Consider the following 19,018-nt stretch of genomic DNA (forward strand, 5'->3'; position numbering starts at 1 on the left):
ATTCGTATGCTCTGAGCTGCGCAAACGCCTCAGGCCGCCGCCAAAAAATTTGTGAAAATTGCCCGTTTATGTATCCGCGTTTTTGGGCAGAACTCCATGCGCACTTGTGCTTCGATGGGCGTTGGGGTCATCGGATCACATGGTTCATTTGGGTCATTAGGGGAGATGGACATGTCACTTGTGCTCGTAATGCCGGAAGCGGTCGAAGCTGCGGCTCAGAGTCTCGCTGGTATCAACTCGTCGCTTTCTGAGGTCAATCAGGCGGCCGCGGGGGTCATCACACGATTGGTGCCTGCCGCAGAAGACGAAGTGTCGGCCGCGATCGCGGCGCTGTTCGGCACCTTCGGTGAGGAGTACCAGGCGGTCAGCTCGCAAGCGGCCGCCTTCCACGGCGAGTTCGTCAAGCTGCTGAGCGGCGGCGCGGCCTCATATCTAAGCGCTGAGGTCGCCAACGGTGCAGCACTGCTGACTCCGAACGCCGCGGCCGCAATCGGCGGCAACCTGAGTGGCGGTCTGTCGGCCGGCTTGAACGCCGAGCTGGCGCTCGAAGCACTGGGCAACCTAGGCCGGGCCTTCACTGCCGGGGTCTCCGGTTTTGCGCTGCAGACCGGCGGCGCCCTGACGACCGGCTTCGGGACTGTGGTGGCTCAGACCGGTCAGGCGATCGTCAACGCCGGCCAGAATCTGCAGGGCTTCGGTGCATTGCTGTCGACCGCCGGTGCGAATCTGAGCGCGCAGGCCAACGCCGCCCTGCAGCAGGCGGCGAATCTCGGCGCGCAACTGAGCGCCTCCCTGGGCGTCAATCTCTCCGGCAACCTCAACCTCGGTCTGCCAGAACTGATCGCAGCGTTCAACAGCGGTCTGGGCGGCCTGGTCCAGACCGGCCAGACGTTGACGACCAACCTCATCGGCGGCTTCAGCAACTCGCTTGCGGCGCTGGCTCAGACCGGCGGAAACCTCGTCGCCAACTTCGGCGCCAACCTGCCGGCCATCTCGGCGCAGCTCAGCGCAGTCCTTTCGGGCAACCTCGGTGCTAACTTCCCGGCGCTCGTGGCGGCCTTCAGCGGTGGCCTGAACGGTCTCATCGACACCGGACAGGCCTTCGCGGCCAACCTGCTGGCCAACTTCGGTGGCGGCTTGAACGGCCTGGCGCAGCTCGGTCAGAACTTCGCGGCGCTGCTCAGCGGTGGCATCAACCTGCCGACTCTGGCCGCGCAACTGAGCGCGGCGCTGCAGGCCAACCTTGGCGGCAACTTCCCGGCGCTGGTAGCCGCGCTCAACGGCGGCCTCAACGGGCTGGTGCAAACGGGCCAGACCCTTGCCGCGAACCTGGCAGCAAACCTGGGTGGCGGCCTCAACGGCCTAGCGCAGCTCGGCCAGAACTTCGCCGCCGTCCTGACCGGCGGCATCAGTCTGCCGACACTGGCCGCGCAATTGAGCGCGGCGCTGCAGGCCAACCTTGGCGCCAACTTCCCGGCGCTGGTCGCCGCGTTCAACGGCGGTCTGAATGGGCTGTTGCAGACCGGTCAGACGCTCGCGGCGACCCTGGCCACCAACTTCGGTGGCGGGCTCAACGCCCTGATCCAGACGGGTCAGAACCTGGCCGCGGCCCTGTCCGGCGGCTTCAGCCTGCCGGCCCTGGCCGCGCAGCTGAGCGCGGCGCTGCAGGCGAACTTCGGTGGCAACTTCCCGGCGCTGGTGGCCGCCCTCAACGGTGGTCTGAACGGCCTCGTGCAGACCGGTGAGACGCTGGCCGCGAATCTCGCGGCGAACCTGGCTGGCGGGTTGAACGGCCTGGCGCAGCTGGGTCAAAACTTCGCGGCCTTGCTGTCCGGCGGCATCAGCTTGCCGGCGCTCGCCGCGCAGTTGAGCGCCACCCTGCAGGCGAACTTCGGTGCCAACTTCCCGGCGCTGGTGGCCGCCCTCAACGGTGGTCTGAACGGCCTCGTGCAGACCGGTCAGACGCTGGCCGCGAACCTGGCGGCCAACCTCGGTGGCGGGCTGAACGCGCTGGCCCAGCTGGGTCAGAACTTCGCGGCCGTGCTGTCCGGCGGCATCAGCTTGCCGGCGCTGGCCGCGCAGCTGAGCGCGACGCTGCAGGCCAACTTCGGTGCCAACTTCCCGCAACTGGTGGCCGCACTCACCGGCGGCATCAACGGACTGGCGCAGCTGGGACAGAACTTCGCGGCCAACCTGGCTGCGGTGTTCAACGCTCCGGCGCTGATCAACGCCCTCAACGGTGGGTTCACGGGTCTCCTACAGCTGGGGCAGAACTTCGCCGCCAGCCTGGCCGCGAGCTTCAGCCTGCCCAACTTGGCGGCGTCGCTCAGCGCGGCCCTGCAGGCCAGCCTCGGCGCCAACTTCCCGGCGTTGGTTGCCAGCTTTAACGCCAACCTGGCCGGACTGGCCCAGGCGGCGCAGAACCTGGCGGCCAACTTGGCGGCAACCTTCGGCGGCGGGCTGAACGGCCTCATCCAGGCCGGCCAGACGCTGGCGGCCAACCTGGCCGGCAGCTTCAGCCTGCCGGCGCTGGCCGCTTCGCTGAGCGCGGCGCTGCAAGCCAACTTCGGGGCCAACTTCCCGGCTCTGGTCGCCGCCTTCAACGGCAGCCTGAACGGGCTGGTCCAGGCCGGCCAGAACCTGGCCGCCAACCTGGCGAACGCCTTCGGCGGTGGATTCAACGGGTTCCTCACCGCGGCGCAGAACCTGGCGGCCGCGCTGTCGGGCAGCTTCAGCTTGCCGGCGTTGGCGGCTCAACTGAGTGCAGCGCTGCAGGCCAGCTTCGGCGGGTCCTTCCCGGCCTTGGTGGCCGCCTTCAACGGTGGGCTGAACGGCCTCATCCAAACCGGGCAGGCCCTGGCCGCCAACCTGGCAGCCAACCTTGGTGGGCTCAACGGGCTGATTCAGCTGGGCCAGAACTTTGCGGCCGCCCTGACCGGAAGCCTCAGCCTGCCCGCCCTGGCGGCCCAGCTCAGTGCTGCTCTGCAAGCCAGCTTCGGCGGCTCGGTCCCGGCCCTGATCGCCGCCTTCAACGGTGGCCTGAGCGGGTTGATTCAAATCGGTCAGGCGTTGGCGGCCAACTTGGCGGCGACGTTCGGTGGCGGCTTGAACGGGTTCCTGCAGGCCTTGCAGAACTTGGGTGCCGCGTTCTCGGGCGGCTTCAACCTGCCCAACTTGGCGGCCTCGATCAGCGCTGCTCTGCAGGCCAGCTTCGGTGCCAATTTCCCGGCTTTGGTGGCCAGCTTCAACGCCAACCTGGCCGGGCTGGCCCAGGCGGCGCAGAATCTGGGGACCAACCTGGCGGCGACGTTCGGTGGCGGCTTGAACGGGTTCCTGCAGGCCTTGCAGAACCTGGGTGCCGCGTTCTCGGGCAGCTTCAGCCTGCCGAACCTGGCCGCAACCATCAATGCGGCGTTGCAGGCCAGCTTCGGGGCGAACTTCCCGGCGCTGGTGGCGGCGTTCACCGGAGGCCTCAACGGACTGGCCCAGCTGGGGCAGAACATCGCGGCCAACTTGGCAGCGACCTTCGGTGGCGGTCTGACCGGCTTCCTCAACGCGGCGCAGAACTTCGCGGCCGCTCTGGCCGGCAGCTTCAGCCTGCCGTCGTTGGCGGCCTCGTTCAACGCGATGATTCAAGCCAGCCTGGGAGCGAACTTCCCGCAGCTGGCAGCGGCGTTGACCGGCGGGCTCAACGGGCTGGTTCAGCTGGGGCAGAACGTTGCGGCCAACCTGGCGGCGGCCTTCAACGCCCCCGCGCTGGCAGCGGCGCTCAACGCTGGACTGACCGGGCTGCTGAACACCGCCCAGAACGTTGCGGCCAACCTGGCGGCAGCCTTCAACGCTCCGGCGCTGGTGGCGGCCTTGAACGGTGGCTTCAACGGGCTGGTCCAACTGGGGCAGAACCTGGCGGCAAGCCTGGCCGCCAGCTTCAGCCTGCCGAGCCTGATGGCGTCGATCAGCGCGGCGCTGCAAGCCAACCTCGGCGCCAACTTCCCGGCACTCGTCGCGGCGATCAACGGGGGCCTCAACGGTCTGGCCCAGCTGGGGCAGAACATCGCGGCCAACCTGGCGGCCACCTTCGGTGGCGGTCTGACCGGGTTCATCAACGCGGTGCAGAACTTCGGGGCCACATTGGCGGGCAGCTTCAGCCTGCCCAACCTGGCCGCGTCGATCAGCGCGGCCTTGCAGGCCAGCTTCGGCGCCAACTTCCCGGCATTGGTCGCCAGCTTCAACGCGAACCTGGCCGGACTGGCCCAGGCCGCGCAGAACCTGGGGGCCAACTTGGCGGCAGCCTTCGGCGGCGGCCTGAACGGGTTCCTGCAGGCGGCGCAGAACCTGGGTGCCGCGTTGGCGGGCAGCTTCAGCCTGCCCAACCTGGCGGCGTCGATCAGCGCCGCGCTGCAGGCCAGCTTCGGCGGTAGCTTCCCGGCCCTGGTGGCGGCGTTCAACGCTGGTCTGAACGGCTTGGTGCAGACCGGTCAGGCGCTGGCGGCCAACCTGGCGGCGACCTTCGGGGGCGGCCTGAACGGGCTGATCACGACGGCACAGAACATCGCGGCCGCATTGTCGGGCGGCTTCAGCCTGCCGGCATTGGCCGCGCAAATCAGCGCCGCGCTGCAGGCCAGCTTCGGCGGGTCCTTCCCGGCGCTGGTGGCAGCGTTCACCGGTGGCCTCAACGGGCTGATCCAGTCCGGTCAGGCGCTGGCGGCCAACCTGGCGGCGACCTTCGGCGGCGGTCTGAACGGGTTCCTCCAGGCGGTGCAGAACCTGGGTGCGGCGTTGTCGGGCAGCTTCAGCCTGCCCAACCTGGCAGCGTCGATCAGCGCGGCGTTGCAGGCCAGCTTCGGCGCCAACTTCCCGGCGCTGGTGGCCAGCTTCAACGCCAGCCTCGCTGGGCTGGCTCAGGCGGCGCAGAACTTGGCGGCCAACCTGGCGGCCACCTTCGGCGGCGGCCTGAACGGCTTCCTGCAGGCGGCGCAGAACCTCGGTGCGGCCCTAGCCGGCAGCTTCAGCCTGCCCAACCTGGCCGCCTCGATCAGTGCGGCGCTGCAGGCCAGCTTCGGGACTAACTTCCCGGCACTGGTGGCGGCCTTCACCGGCGGGTTGAACAACTTGGCCCAGCTGGGGCAGAACATCGCGGCCAACCTGGCGGCAACCTTCGGGGGTGGCCTCAACGGGTTGATCACCGCGGCGCAGAACCTCGGGGCCACGTTGGCGGGCAGCTTCAGCCTGCCCAACCTGGCCGCGTCGATCAGCGCAGCGCTGCAGGCCAACCTGGGCGCCAACTTCCCGCAGTTGGTGGCAACCCTCACCGGTGGCCTCAACGGCCTGGCCCAGTTGGGACAGAACTTCGCAGCCAACCTGGCGGCGGTGTTCAACTTCCCAGCCCTGGTCAACGCCATCAACGGTGGCTTCAACGGCCTGCTTCAGCTGGGGCAGAACTTCGCAGCCAACCTGGCCGCGAGCTTCAGCCTGCCTAACCTGGCCGCCTCCATCAGCGCTGCGCTGCAGGCCAGCTTCGGCGGGTCCTTCCCGGCCTTGGTCGCGTCGTTCAACGCTGGTCTGAACGGCCTGGTCCAGGCGGCGCAGAACTTGGCGGCCAACCTGGCGGCGACCTTCGGTGGCGGTCTGAACGGGTTCCTCCAGGCGGTGCAGAACCTGGGTGCGGCGTTGTCGGGCAGCTTCAGCCTGCCCAACCTGGCCGCGTCGATCAGCGCGGCGTTGCAGGCCAGCTTCGGCGCCAACTTCCCGGCGCTGGTGGCCAGCTTCAACGCCAGCCTGGCCGGGCTGGCCCAGGCGGCGCAGAACTTGGCGGCCAACCTCGCGGCCACCTTCGGTGGCGGCCTGAACGGGCTGATCACCGCGGCGCAGAACTTGGCGGCGGCGTTCCAGGGAGCGTTCAGCCTCCCGGCGCTGGCAGCGCAAATCAGCGCCGCCCTGCAGGCCAGCTTCGGGACCAACTTCCCGGCTCTGGTGGCAGCGTTCACCAATGGTCTGAACGGGTTGATTCAGTCCGGCCAGGCGCTGGCGGCCAACCTCGCAGCCAGCTTCGGTGGCGGTCTGAACGGGTTCCTCCAGGCGGCGCAGAACCTGGGTGCCGCGTTGTCGGCGAGCTTCAACCTGCCTAACCTGGCCGCTTCCATCAGCGCGGCGCTGCAGGCCAGCTTCGGGACCAACTTCCCGGCGCTGATCGCCAGCTTCAACGCCAACCTGGCCGGGCTGGCCCAGGCGGCGCAGAACTTGGCGGCCAACCTAGCGGCCACCTTCGGCGGCGGTCTGAACGGTCTGATCCAGGCAGGCCAGGTCTTCCTGGCCAACCTGGCCGGCGGCTTCAGCCTGCCCGCCCTGGCGGCCTCGCTGAGTGCGGCGTTGCAGGCGAGCTTCGGCGGGTCCTTCCCGGCACTGGTGGCGGCTATCAACGGTGGTCTGAACGGCTTGGTGCAACTCGGTCAGAACTTCGCGGCCAACCTGGCGGCTACCTTCGGCGGTGGTCTGAACGGTCTGATCCAGCTCGGCCAGAGCTTCGCGGCCGCGCTGTCGGGCGGCATCAGCTTGCCGACGTTGGCAGCGCAGCTGAGTGCGGCGTTGCAGGCCAACTTCGGTGGCGGGCTGCCGGCTCTGATCGCGGCGTTCAACGGCGGCCTCAACGGGCTGCTGCAAACCGGTGGAACGTTGGCCAGCACGCTGGCCGCCAACTTCGCCGGTGGGTTGAACGCGCTCGTCCAGACCGGGCAGAACCTGGGCGCGCTGTTGAACCAGCTGCTCTCCACCAGCCTGAGCGCCAACATCTCGGCATCGCTCAACGCGATGTTCGGGGCAGGCATCAACAACGCCTTGACGGGGTTGGTGACCGGGCTGGCCCAGACAGGTCAGAGCCTGGCTGCTGGCTTCGGCTCAGGGCTCCTGGGGCTGGTCAACACCGGTGAGGCATTGGCCGGCAGCCTGGGGGCAGGCGCTTCTGGACTGCTGCGCACGGGTGAAGCGCTGATGGCCATCTGGCGCAACACCGTGCTCGAGGTGGGTTCGGCGCTAAGCGGTGCGTTGGGCGCCAGCCTCGGCGTCACGGCCCCGGCCCTGTCGCAGACCGGCATCGCCTTCGCGACGGGCGTCACGAACGCGATCGCCGGGCTGGCTCAGACCGGCGGTTCGATCCTGACCTCGCTGGACGCCGGTGCTCTCGGGCTTGCGGCCAGCGTCAGCGCAGCCCTGGCCAACCTCCAGCTGGCCATCCAGGCCGCGCTGAGCGCGAGCTTCGGGGTCAACTTCGGCTAAGCGGCACCAAGTCACCGGGGGCTGGTTCGGTGGAGGCCCAACGTCTCCACCGAACCAGCCCTCGTGGCGTCGCAGGACCCGGTAGTAAATGAATTTGCAAAGCTCTGCATAACCATGCAGAATCGGCGAAATGGCCGATGGGATAAAGGTTGCGGTCGCCGGTGCCACCGGTTACGCGGGCGGAGAGATTCTCCGGCTGCTGCTCGGGCATCCAGCCTACGTGGCGGGGCGGTTGACGATCGGCTCGTTGACCGCCGCGTCCAGCGCCGGCAGCTCGCTGGGCGAGCACCATCCGCACCTGACACCGTTGGCCCAACGCGTCATTGAACCCACTGAGATCGAGGTCCTGTCCGGACACGACGTGGTGTTCCTCGGCCTGCCGCACGGGCACTCGGCGGCTCTGGCCGACCAACTCGATCCCGAGACACTGATCATCGATTGCGGGGCCGATTTTCGCCTCACCGATGCCGCGGCCTGGGAGCGCTTCTACGGTTCTGCGTACGCCGGGAGCTGGCCCTATGGGCTGCCCGAGTTACCCGACCACCGCGACCGGCTCAGAAGCGCACGCCGCATCGCCGTGCCCGGGTGTTACCCGACCGCCGCGTTGCTGGCGTTGGCGCCGGCCGTCGCAGAAGACCTCATCGAGCCCGCCGTGACGGTGGTCGCGGTCAGCGGCACCTCAGGTGCGGGGCGTGCGGCCAAGACCGACCTGCTCGGTGCCGAGGTCATCGGATCAGCCCGGGCCTACAACATCGGCGGTACCCACCGGCACACCCCGGAGATCGCGCAGGGGCTGCGGGCCGTCGGTGACCGCGAGGTGACCGTGTCCTTCACCCCGGTGCTGATCCCCACCTCGCGCGGCATCTTGGCCACCTGCACCGCCCGCACCCGCGCGCCGCAGTATGCAGTGCGTGCCGCTTACGAAAAGGCCTACGGCGCAGAACCATTCGTCTACGTCATGCCAGAGGGGCAACTGCCCCGCACCGGTGCGGTCATCGGCAGCAACGCGGCGCACATCGCCGTGGCCGTCGACGAGGACGCCGCGACGCTGGTCGCCATCGCCGCGATCGACAACCTGGTCAAAGGCACTGCGGGTGCCGCTGTGCAGTCGATGAACCTGGCGCTGGGCTGGCCCGAGGCCGACGGCCTGTCGGTGGTCGGAGTGGCGCCGTGACCGAGACGACGGCTCAATCACGGCTGCTGCGTGCCCAGGGCGTCACCGCCCCCGCCGGGTTCCGTGCCGCCGGCATCGCGGCGGGGATCAAGGCGTCGGGCGCCCTTGACCTCGCCCTGGTCCTCAACGAGGGTCCCGATTACTCGGCTGCCGGTGTGTTCACGCGCAACAAGGTCAAAGCGGCCCCAGTGTTGTGGAGTCAACAGGTTCTCACCACCGGCCGGCTGCGCGCAGTGGTATTGAATTCCGGCGGCGCCAATGCCTGCACCGGTCCCGGCGGATTTCAGGACACCCACGCCACGGCGGAGGCGGTGGCGGCGGCGTTATCTGACTGGGGAACCGAGACCGGCGCCATCGAAGTGGCTGTCTGCTCCACCGGGCTGATCGGGGACCGGCTGCCGATGGACAAGGTGCTGGCCGGGGTCACCGACATCGTCCACGACATGGCCGGCGGCCTGACCGGCGGTGACGACGCCGCCCACGCCATCATGACGACCGACAATGTGCCCAAACAGGTTGCGTTGCACCATCACAACAACTGGACACTCGGCGGCATGGCCAAAGGCGCCGGCATGCTGGCGCCCTCCTTGGCCACCATGCTCTGTGTGCTCACCACCGATGCGGTCGCCGATTCGGCGGCGCTCGATCAGGCGCTGCGCCGCGCCGCCGCCCGCACCTTCGACCGGCTTGACATCGACGGCAGTTGCTCCACCAACGACACGGTGTTGTTGCTGGCCTCGGGCGCGAGCGAAGTCGCGCCGTCACAGGCCGATCTCGACGAAGCGGTGCTGCGGGTCTGTGACGATCTGTGCGCCCAACTGCAGGCCGACGCCGAGGGGGTCACCAAACGGGTCAGCGTCACTGTGACCGGAGCCGCCACCGAGGACGACGCGCTGGTCGCTGCACGGATCATCGCCCGCGACAGCCTGGTCAAAACCGCGGTATTCGGCTCCGATCCCAACTGGGGCCGAGTGCTGGCCGCCGTCGGCATGGCGCCGATCACCCTGGATGCCGATCGAATTACCGTATCGTTCAACGGATTCCCCGTGTGTGTCGACAGTGTCGGTGCGCCCGGCGCCCGCGAGGTCGACCTGTCGGCCCCGGACATCGACATCACCGTCGACCTCGCCGTCGGTAATGAACACGCCACGATCCGCACCACCGATCTGTCCCACGCGTACGTCGAAGAGAACTCGGCCTACAGCTCATGACTGTCGGTGACGACGCACAGCGCGGCGATGAGGAGCGGCGCAGATGACCGTCCATGTGTTGCCCACACCCGTCAAGGCGCAGGTACTCGCCGAGGCGCTGCCGTGGCTCAAGCAGTTGCACGGCCAGATCGTCGTCGTCAAGTACGGCGGCAATGCGATGACCGACGCGACGCTGCGTCAGGCGTTCGCCGCCGACATGGCGTTCCTGCGCAACTGCGGGATCCATCCCGTCGTCGTGCATGGCGGTGGCCCGCAGATCACCGCGATGCTGCGCCGGCTGGGCATCGAAGGTGACTTCAAGGGCGGATTCCGGGTCACCACACCGGAAGTGCTCGACGTCGCGCGCATGGTGCTGTTCGGTCAAGTAGGCCGGGAATTGGTCAACCTGATCAATGCGCACGGACCCTACGCGGTCGGTATCACCGGTGAGGATGCTCAGTTGTTCACCGCGGTGCGGCGCAGCGTCACCGTCGACGGCGTGGCCACCGACATCGGCTTGGTCGGTGACGTCGACCTGGTGAACACCGCAGCGGTGCTGGACCTCATCACGGCACGGCGTATTCCGGTGGTGTCGACGTTGGCGCCCGACGCCGACGGCGTGGTGCACAACATCAACGCCGACACGGCCGCCGCGGCGCTGGCCGAAGCGTTGGGTGCTGAGAAGCTGCTCGTGCTCACCGATGTCGAAGGGCTGTACACGAATTGGCCGGACCGCGGTTCGCTGGTCAGTGAAATCGACACCGACACATTGGCGCAACTGTTGCCGACCCTGGAGGCGGGCATGATTCCCAAAGTCGAAGCTTGCCTGCGCGCGGTGACCGCGGGCGTGCCCAGCGCCCACGTCATCGACGGGCGAGTCAAACACTGTGTGCTCGTTGAGCTTTTCACCGACGCCGGGACCGGCACCAAGGTCGTGAAGGCATGACGGGCAACGACCTGCGCGCCAGGTGGGAAGCCGTGATGATGAACAATTACGGCACCCCGCCGTTGTCGCTGTCCCGCGGTGAGGGCGCCGTGGTGACCGACGTCGACGGCAACACGTATCTCGACCTGCTCGGTGGCATCGCGGTCAACGTGCTCGGTCATGCTCACCCCGCGGTCATCGAAGCCGTCACCCGGCAGCTGTCGACGCTGGGCCACACCTCGAACCTGTACGCCACCGAACCGGGGATCGCGCTGGCCGAACAACTGGTGAGCCACCTCGGCATCGACGCTGCGGCGCGGGTGTTCTTCTGCAACTCCGGCACCGAAGCCAACGAGGTGGCGTTCAAGATCACCCGTCTGACCGGCCGCACCAAAGTCGTTGCCGCACAGGAGGCCTTCCACGGCAGGACCATGGGTTCGCTGGCGCTGACCGGCCAGCCCAGCAAGCAGGCACCATTCGCGCCGCTGCCCGGCCATGTCACACACGTCCCGTACGGGGACCCCGACGCACTGGCCGCGGCCGTCGACGCGGACACCGCTGCGGTGTTCCTCGAACCGATCATGGGGGAGAGCGGCGTCGTCGTTCCCCCCGACGGCTATCTCGCCGCGGCCCGCCGGATCACCGCGGAGCATGGCGCGCTGCTCGTGCTCGACGAGGTCCAGACCGGGATGGGCCGCACCGGCCTGTTCTATGCCCATCAGCACGAGCACGTCACCCCGGATGTAGTGACCCTGGCCAAGGGCCTTGGTGGCGGGCTGCCCGTCGGGGCCTGCCTGGCCGTGGGACCGGCCGCCGACTTGCTGACCCCTGGCCTGCACGGCAGCACCTTCGGCGGCAACCCGGTCTGCACCGCGGCGGCGCTGGCCGTCCTGCAGGTGCTGGCCGCCGACGACTTGATCACCAAGGCCGCCGCGCTCGGCAAGTCGTTCCAGCATGGCGTGGAATCGCTCGGGCATCCGCTCATCGACCATGTCCGCGGTCGCGGTCTGCTGCAAGGCGTGGTGCTGACGGATCCGCATGCCAAGGCTGTGGAGGCGGCCGCCCGCGACGCCGGTTTCCTGGTCAACGCGGCGGCGCCCAACGTCATCCGCTTGGCGCCCCCGCTGATCATCACCGAGGCGCAACTCGACGGCTTCGTTGCCGCGCTGCCGGGCATCCTCGACGCGGCGGGAGCAGCAGCATGACGGGTGCAGCGCCCAGCGTGCGGCATTTCCTGCGTGACGACGACCTGTCGCCCGACGAGCAGGCCGAGGTTCTGCAGCTGGCCGCCGACCTGAAGAAGGACCCGTTCAGCCGCCGTCCCCTGGACGGACCTCGCGGGGTCGCGGTCCTGTTCGACAAAAACTCCACCCGCACCCGTTTCTCCTTCGAGGTGGGCATTTCGCAGCTCGGTGGCCAAGCCGTCGTCGTCGACGCCCGCAGCACCCAACTCGGCCGCGAGGAAACCTTGGAAGACACCGCACGAGTGCTGTCGCGCTACGTCGACGCCATCGTCTGGCGCACCTTCGGCCAGGAGCGCCTGACCGCCATGGCAGCGACCGCCTCCGTGCCGGTTGTCAACGCGCTCTCCGACGAGTTCCATCCCTGCCAAGTGCTTGCTGACCTGCAGACCATCGCCGAACGCAAAGGTGCCCTGAGCGGACTGCGGATGTCCTACTTCGGCGACGGCGCCAACAACATGGCGCACTCGCTGATGTTGGGCGGGGTCACCGCCGGCATGCATGTGACCATTGCCGGTCCGGACGGTTTTCTTCCCGACCCTGCGGTGCTGGCCGCAGCCGAGCAGCGTGCCGCGGCGACCGGCGCGTCGGTGACGGTCAGCACCGACGCCGACGCCGCCGCCCGCGGTGCCGACATCCTGGTGACCGACACCTGGACGTCGATGGGGCAAGAAGACGACGGCAAAGACCGCGTCAAACCGTTCCGGCCCTACCAGGTCAACGAGCGGCTGCTGGGTCTGGCCGACTCCGAAGCCGTTGTCTTGCATTGCCTTCCGGCTCACCGCGGTGACGAGATCACCGACGAGGTGATGGACGGCCCGGCCAGCGCGGTGTGGGACGAGGCCGAGAACCGGCTGCACGCGCAGAAAGCGCTGCTGGTGTGGCTCCTGGAGCGGTCTCAATGAGCGGCGCCTCTAAAGCCCCCGAGGTCAGCGCCAACCGCGCCGGCCGGCAGGCACGCATCGTGGCCATCCTGTCGACCGCCGAGGTGCGCAGCCAAACCGAGCTGGCCGCACTGCTGTCTGCCGAAGGCATCGAAGTCACCCAGGCCACGCTGTCGCGGGACCTCGAAGAGCTGGGCGCGGTCAAGTTGCGCGGCGCCGACGGCGGCGTCGGCGTCTACGTCGTGCCCGAGGACGGTAGCCCGGTGCGGGGCGTGTCCGGCGGCACCAGCCGACTGTCGCGGCTGCTGGCTGAGCTGCTGGTATCCACCGATGCCAGCGCCAACCTCGCGGTGTTACGCACCCCGCCGGGCGGGGCGCACTATTTGGCCAGCGCTATCGACCGCGCCGCGTTAGCGTACGTGGTCGGCACCATCGCCGGTGATGACACCGTATTCGTGGCGGCCCGGGAACCGATGACCGGCGCTGAGCTGGCCGCGGCTCTGGAACGCCTGAAATAAGCTGCTGCCGGTTCCCGGCCGAAGTTAAGGAGATTGGTTCATGTCAGATCGCGTCATCCTGGCGTATTCCGGCGGTCTGGACACCTCGGTGGCCATCAGCTGGATCGGCAAGGAGACCGGCCGCGAGGTGGTGGCGGTGGCGATCGACCTCGGCCAGGGCGGCGAAGACATGGAGGTGGTGCGTCAGCGGGCGCTGGACTGCGGCGCCGTCGAGGCGGTGGTCGTCGACGCGCGCGACGAATTCGCCGAAGAGTACTGCCTGCCCACGATCTTGAACAACGCGCTGTACATGGACCGCTACCCGTTGGTGTCGGCGATCAGCCGGCCGCTGATCGTCAAGCACCTGGTGGCGGCCGCGCGTGAGCACGGCGGCAGCATCGTCGCGCACGGCTGCACCGGCAAGGGCAACGACCAAGTGCGGTTCGAAGTCGGATTCGCTTCGCTGGCACCGGATTTGGAGGTTCTCGCGCCGGTGCGCGATTACGCCTGGACGCGGGAGAAAGCCATCGCGTTCGCCGAGGAGAACGCCATCCCGATCAACGTCACCAAACGCTCCCCGTTCTCCATCGACCAGAACGTGTGGGGTCGCGCGGTCGAGACCGGCTTCCTCGAGCACCTGTGGAACGCCCCCACCAAAGACATCTACGCCTACACCGAAGACCCCACCCTGAACTGGAGCACGCCGGACGAGGTGATTGTCGGCTTCGAGGGCGGCGTCCCGGTGTCCATCGACGGCCACCGTGTGTCGATGCTGCAGGCCATCGAGGAGCTCAACCGCCGCGCCGGCGCGCAGGGCGTGGGCCGCCTCGACGTCGTCGAGGACCGGCTGGTGGGCATCAAGAGCCGGGAAATCTACGAGGCGCCGGGAGCCATGGTGCTCATCACCGCGCATACCGAACTCGAGCACGTCACCCTCGAGCGCGACCTGGGCCGGTTCAAGCGGCAGACCGATCAGCGCTGGGCCGAGCTGGTGTACGACGGGCTGTGGTACTCGCCGCTGAAGATCGCGCTGGAAAGCTTCGTCGCCAAGACGCAGGAGCATGTCTCCGGTGAGGTGCGGCTGGTGTTGCATGGCGGCCACATCGCCGTCAACGGCCGGCGCAGCGCGGAGTCGCTCTACGACTTCAACCTGGCCACCTACGACGAGGGCGACTCCTTCGACCAGTCCGCGGCCAAGGGTTTCGTGTACGTGCACGGGCTGTCGTCCAAGCTGGCGGCCCGCCGGGACCTGCGGTGACCTTCCTTCGGCGAGCAGACACAAAGTCGCACCCGAAACGGCGTGTCGAGGTGAGTTTGCGTCTGCTCGCGGAGGGAAAGTGAGCACCAATCAGGGATCTTTGTGGGGCGGGCGGTTCGCCGGCGGCCCGTCGGACGCGTTGGCGGCGCTGAGCAAGTCCACGCATTTCGACTGGGTGCTGGCGCCCTACGACATCACCGCCTCGCGCGCGCACACCGTGGTGCTCTACCGCGCGGGGCTGCTCACCGAGGAGCAGCGCGACGGGCTATTGGCCGGATTGGACAGCCTGGCCGAGGATGTCGCCGACGGCAGTTTCGGCCCGCTGGTCACCGACGAGGACGTGCACGCGGCGCTGGAGCGCGGCCTGATCGACCGGGTGGGTCCCGAACTGGGCGGGCGGCTGCGCGCCGGACGGTCCCGCAACGACCAGATCGCGACGCTGTTCCGGATGTGGCTGCGCGACGCCGTCCGCCGGGTCGCCGCTGGCGCGCTGGACGTGGTGGCCGCGCTGGCCGACCAAGCCGCCGCGCATCCAACGGCCATCATGCCCGGCAAGACCCATCTGCAGTCCGCGCAACCGATTCTGTTGGCGCACCATCTGCTGGCCCACGCCCACCCGTTGCTGCGCGACGTCGACCGCATTCTCGACTTCGACAAGCGCGCGGCGGTGTCGCCGTACGGGTCGGGCGCCTTGGCCGGGTCGTCGCTGGGACTCGACCCCGACGCGATCGCCGCGGACCTCGGCTTCGCCAGCGCCGCAGAGAACTCCGTGGATGCGACGGCGGCCCGCGACTTCGCCGCCGAGGCGGCGTTCGTGTTCGCCATGATCGCCGTTGACCTGTCCCGGCTGGCCGAGGACATCATCGTGTGGAGTTCGACGGAGTTCGGCTATGTAAGCCTGCACGACTCGTGGTCGACGGGCAGCTCGATCATGCCGCAGAAGAAAAACCCCGACATCGCCGAACTGGCCCGCGGTAAATCGGGGCGGCTGATCGGCAACCTCGCCGGGTTGCTGGCCACCCTGAAGGCGCAACCGCTGGCCTACAACCGCGACCTGCAGGAAGACAAGGAACCGGTGTTCGACTCGGTGGCGCAGCTCGAGCTGCTGCTCCCGGCCATGGCCGGCCTGGTCGGCACCCTGACCTTCGACGTCGAGCGGATGGCGGCGCTGGCCCCGGCCGGTTACACGTTGGCCACCGACGTGGCCGAATGGCTTGTACGCCAAGGTGTTCCGTTTCGCGCAGCGCATGAGGCCGCCGGCGCCGCGGTGCGAGTCGCCGAGCAGCGCGGCGTCGGGTTGCCGGAGTTGACCGACGACGAACTGGCTGCCATCAGCCCGCAGCTGACACCGCAGGTCCGCGAAGTAATGACTATCGAAGGCTCGGTGTCGGCGCGGGACTCTCGCGGCGGCACCGCCCCATCCCAGGTTGCCAAGCAGCTGGACGCGGTGCGGGTAAGCGCCCAACGGCTGCGCCAGCAGCTCCGGCACTGAGCCGCGTCGTTGCTTTGTCGGCCGCAGGGGCCGCGACTAAACTTCCAGCTTTAAAGCAAGCGGGTTGAACCGGTCGGCGTGGATGTTCGTCACCAAGGGGTGGATCCAATGAGCGTCATCTCAGGTGTGTTCGGCGCCCTGCCGCCCTATCGCTATTCGCAGAAAGAGCTGACCGACTTCTTCGTCAGCATCCCCGATTTCGCGGGCTACGAAGACATCGTCCGGCAGCTGCATGCCAGCGCCAAGGTCAACAGTCGCCACCTCGCGTTACCGATCGAGACATACCCCACGCTGACCGATTTCGGGCGGGCCAACTCCACCTTCATCGAAAAGGCGGTGGATCTGGGCTGCCAAGCGCTCCTCGGCGCCCTGGAAGAGGCCGGGTTGCAGGCCCAAGACCTCGACGTTTTGATCACCACCACGGTCACCGGACTGGCGGTGCCCTCGCTGGACGCGCGCATCGCCGGCAAGCTCGGCCTGCGACCCGATGTGCGCCGGGTCCCGCTGTTCGGGCTGGGCTGTGTGGCCGGCGCGGCAGGGGTGGCCCGGCTGCATGACTATCTGCGTGGCGCGGCGGACGGCGTGGCGGCCCTGATTTCGGTCGAGTTGTGTTCCCTGACCTACCCGGGCTACAAGCCGTCTCTGGCGGGGCTGGTCGGCAGCGCACTGTTCGCCGACGGCGCCGCCGCCGTGGTCGCCGTCGGTGAGCGTCGCGCCGAGCGGACCGGCGCGCACGGGCCCGCCATCATCGACTCCCGCAGCCATCTCTACCCCGACTCGCTGCGCACCATGGGTTACGACGTCGGCGCCGCTGGGTTCGAACTCGTGTTGTCCAAGGATCTGGCCGACGTCGTCCGGCAATATTTGGCCGACGACATCCATGGTTTCCTGTCCGCGCACGGTCTTTCCACCGACGACGTCGGCGCGTGGGTCACTCACCCGGGCGGTCCCAAGATCATCGAAGCGATCACCGAAAGCCTCGCCTTGGCGCCGGAAGCCTTGGAGCTGACCTGGCGCTCGTTGAGCGAGATCGGCAACCTGTCCTCGGCGTCGGTGCTACACGTACTGCGCGACACGCTGGCCAAACCGCCGCCGAGTGGCAGCCCGGGACTGATGATCGCGATGGGCCCGGGATTCTGTTCCGAACTTGTGTTGCTGCGCTGGCACTGAGGTGCCTTGGGCTACGCCGAGGCATTCGTTGCCGGTTCGGGTGAGCAGGACGAGAGGCTGGGTCCGATGAACAGCACTCAGGACGACCTCGTCAGGGCGCTGCGCACCTCGCTCAAGGAGAACGAGCGACTCAAGCGGGAGAACCGCGAACTGCTCACGCCCGCCGACATCGCGATCGTCGGGATGGGATGCCGGTATCCCGGCGGCATCGATTCGCCCGACGCGTTGTGGGAGATGGTCGCCACCGGCCGCGACGTCGTCTCCGATTTTCCCACCGACCGCGGTTGGGACCTGGCCGCGTTGTTCGACTCCGATCCCGATGCCACCGGCAAGTCATACGCCCGGGGAGGCGGATTCCTCGACGGCGTGGCCGATTTCGACAACACCTTCTTCGGTATCGCGCCCAGTGAGGCGCTGGCGATGGATCCACAGCAGCGGTTGTTGTTGGAGGTGTGCTGGGAGGCGTTGGAGCGCGCGCGAATCGACCCGATGCGCCTGAAGGGTTCGACGACGGGCGTGTTCGCCGGGGCGTTCCACGGTTCCTATGGCGGGCAGGGCCGGGTGCCCGGGGAGTTGGAGCGCTACGGGCTGCGCGGTTCGACGCTCAGTGTGGCGTCAGGACGCGTGGCTTATGTGTTGGGCTTGCAAGGCCCTGCGGTGTCGGTGGACACGGCGTGCTCGTCGTCGTTGGTGGCCTTGCATCTGGCGGTCAGGTCGCTGCGCTCGGGCGAGTGCGACCTGGCGTTGGCCTGCGGGGTCACCGTGATGGCCACTCCGGCGATGTTCGTCGATTTCAGCCGCCAGCGGGCGCTGTCGGTCGACGGGCGGTGCAAGGCCTACGCGGGCGCGGCCGACGGCACCGGTTTCTCCGAGGGTGCGGGCGCTCTGGTGGTGGAGCGGTTGACCGACGCCCGACGGCTGGGGCATCCGGTGTTGGCGGTGGTGCGGGGGACCGCAGTCAACCAGGACGGCGCGTCCAATGGCCTGGCCACGCCGAATGGACCGGCGCAGCAGCGGGTGATTCGGGCGGCCCTGGCCGATGCACGGCTCGGCTCGGGCGACGTCGACTTGCTCGAGGGGCACGGCACCGGCACCACGTTGGGCGATCCTATTGAGGCGCAAGCTTTGTTGGCCACCTACGGGCGGGGCCGCCCGGCCGATCGGCCGTTGTGGTTGGGGTCGATCAAATCCAATATGGGCCACACCTCGGCCGCGGCGGGAGTGGCCGGAGTGATCAAGACGGTGCAGGCGATGCGCCATGGTGTGCTGCCGCAGACGTTGCATGTCGACGAGCCGACGCCGCATGTGGATTGGTCGGCCGGGGAGGTGTCATTGCTGACCGAAGCCCGGCCATGGCCGGCGCTGGATCGGGCGCGGCGCGCCGGGGTGTCGTCGTTCGGAATCAGCGGCACCAACGCGCACGCCATCATCGAGCAGGCGCCAGACGACGCGGAAGCCGTTGCGTCACAACGCAACTTGCCGCCTAGCGCAATACCGTGGGTGGTTTCGGCGCGATCGGCCGACGCGCTGACGGCGCAGGCCGCACGGTTGCGCGCCTGGGTGGGTGAGCGCGCCGATCTCGATCCGGTCGATGTGGGCTGGTCTCTCGTCTCGACCCGCTCGGTGTTCGAGCATCGGGCCGTCGTGGTGGGCGCCGACCGCAACCGGCTGCTTGCCGGCGTGACGTCGTTGGCGGACGGCGAGCCGGGTGGTGCTGTGGTCCTCGGCCGCGCGCGCTCGACCGGCAAGACGGTGCTGGTATTCCCCGGCCAAGGCTCGCAGTGGACTGGGATGGGCACCGAATTGCTCGACGCCGCACCGGTGTTCGCCGCTCACATGCATCGGTGCGCAGAGGCGCTCGAGGAGTTCGTGGACTGGTCATTGCTCGATGTGATCCGCGGCCGCCCGGACGCAC

General features: G+C 68.3%; 10 protein-coding genes and 1 pseudogene. All 11 read left to right on the forward strand.

Features of this window, described 5'->3' with window-relative positions:
• Positions 1 to 171: 171 nt before the first annotated feature.
• On the forward strand, positions 172 to 7,272 hold the full coding sequence (locus A9W95_RS27425) for a PE family protein (RefSeq protein ID WP_216638123.1): 7,101 nt from the start codon (positions 172 to 174) through the stop codon (positions 7,270 to 7,272).
• A 114-nt stretch (positions 7,273 to 7,386) separates the two neighbouring features.
• Positions 7,387 to 8,446, forward strand: a pseudogene (argC, locus tag A9W95_RS02735) (N-acetyl-gamma-glutamyl-phosphate reductase).
• Positions 8,443 to 9,657, forward strand: a complete 1,215-nt coding sequence (argJ, locus tag A9W95_RS02740) for a bifunctional glutamate N-acetyltransferase/amino-acid acetyltransferase ArgJ (RefSeq protein WP_067409109.1) — start codon at positions 8,443 to 8,445, stop codon at positions 9,655 to 9,657. Before argC ends, argJ begins: the two are co-directional and overlap by 4 nt.
• A gap of 43 nt (positions 9,658 to 9,700) precedes the next feature.
• Positions 9,701 to 10,582 carry an acetylglutamate kinase gene (gene argB / locus A9W95_RS02745; RefSeq protein WP_067409110.1) on the forward strand — a complete coding sequence of 294 codons (882 nt, stop codon included), beginning with the start codon at positions 9,701 to 9,703 and terminating at the stop codon, positions 10,580 to 10,582.
• A complete protein-coding gene (locus tag A9W95_RS02750) occupies positions 10,579 to 11,766 on the forward strand; it encodes an acetylornithine transaminase (RefSeq protein ID WP_067409111.1) in 1,188 nt (395 codons plus the stop codon). The genes argB and A9W95_RS02750 overlap by 4 nt, the downstream gene beginning before the upstream one ends.
• Entirely contained in the window at positions 11,763 to 12,707 is a 945-nt protein-coding gene (argF, locus tag A9W95_RS02755) for an ornithine carbamoyltransferase (RefSeq protein ID WP_067409112.1), read from the forward strand. The genes A9W95_RS02750 and argF overlap by 4 nt, the downstream gene beginning before the upstream one ends.
• Entirely contained in the window at positions 12,704 to 13,204 is a 501-nt protein-coding gene (locus A9W95_RS02760; RefSeq protein ID WP_067409113.1) for an arginine repressor, read from the forward strand. Before argF ends, A9W95_RS02760 begins: the two co-directional genes overlap by 4 nt.
• A 40-nt stretch (positions 13,205 to 13,244) precedes the next feature.
• Entirely contained in the window at positions 13,245 to 14,441 is a 1,197-nt protein-coding gene (locus tag A9W95_RS02765) for an argininosuccinate synthase (protein ID WP_067409114.1), read from the forward strand.
• Between the two features lie 79 nt (positions 14,442 to 14,520).
• Complete coding sequence (argH, locus tag A9W95_RS02770) at positions 14,521 to 15,933, forward strand: argininosuccinate lyase (protein WP_067409115.1); 1,413 nt, start codon at positions 14,521 to 14,523, stop codon at positions 15,931 to 15,933.
• A gap of 108 nt (positions 15,934 to 16,041) precedes the next feature.
• Entirely contained in the window at positions 16,042 to 17,103 is a 1,062-nt protein-coding gene (locus A9W95_RS02775) for a type III polyketide synthase (RefSeq protein WP_067409116.1), read from the forward strand.
• A 66-nt stretch (positions 17,104 to 17,169) separates the two neighbouring features.
• The coding region (locus tag A9W95_RS02780; RefSeq protein ID WP_156745966.1) for a type I polyketide synthase at positions 17,170 to 19,018 on the forward strand (1,849 nt) is incomplete at its 3' end.

Origin of the sequence: Mycobacterium sp. 1423905.2, assembly GCF_001673155.1 — a bacterium.
Taxonomy (GTDB): domain Bacteria; phylum Actinomycetota; class Actinomycetes; order Mycobacteriales; family Mycobacteriaceae; genus Mycobacterium.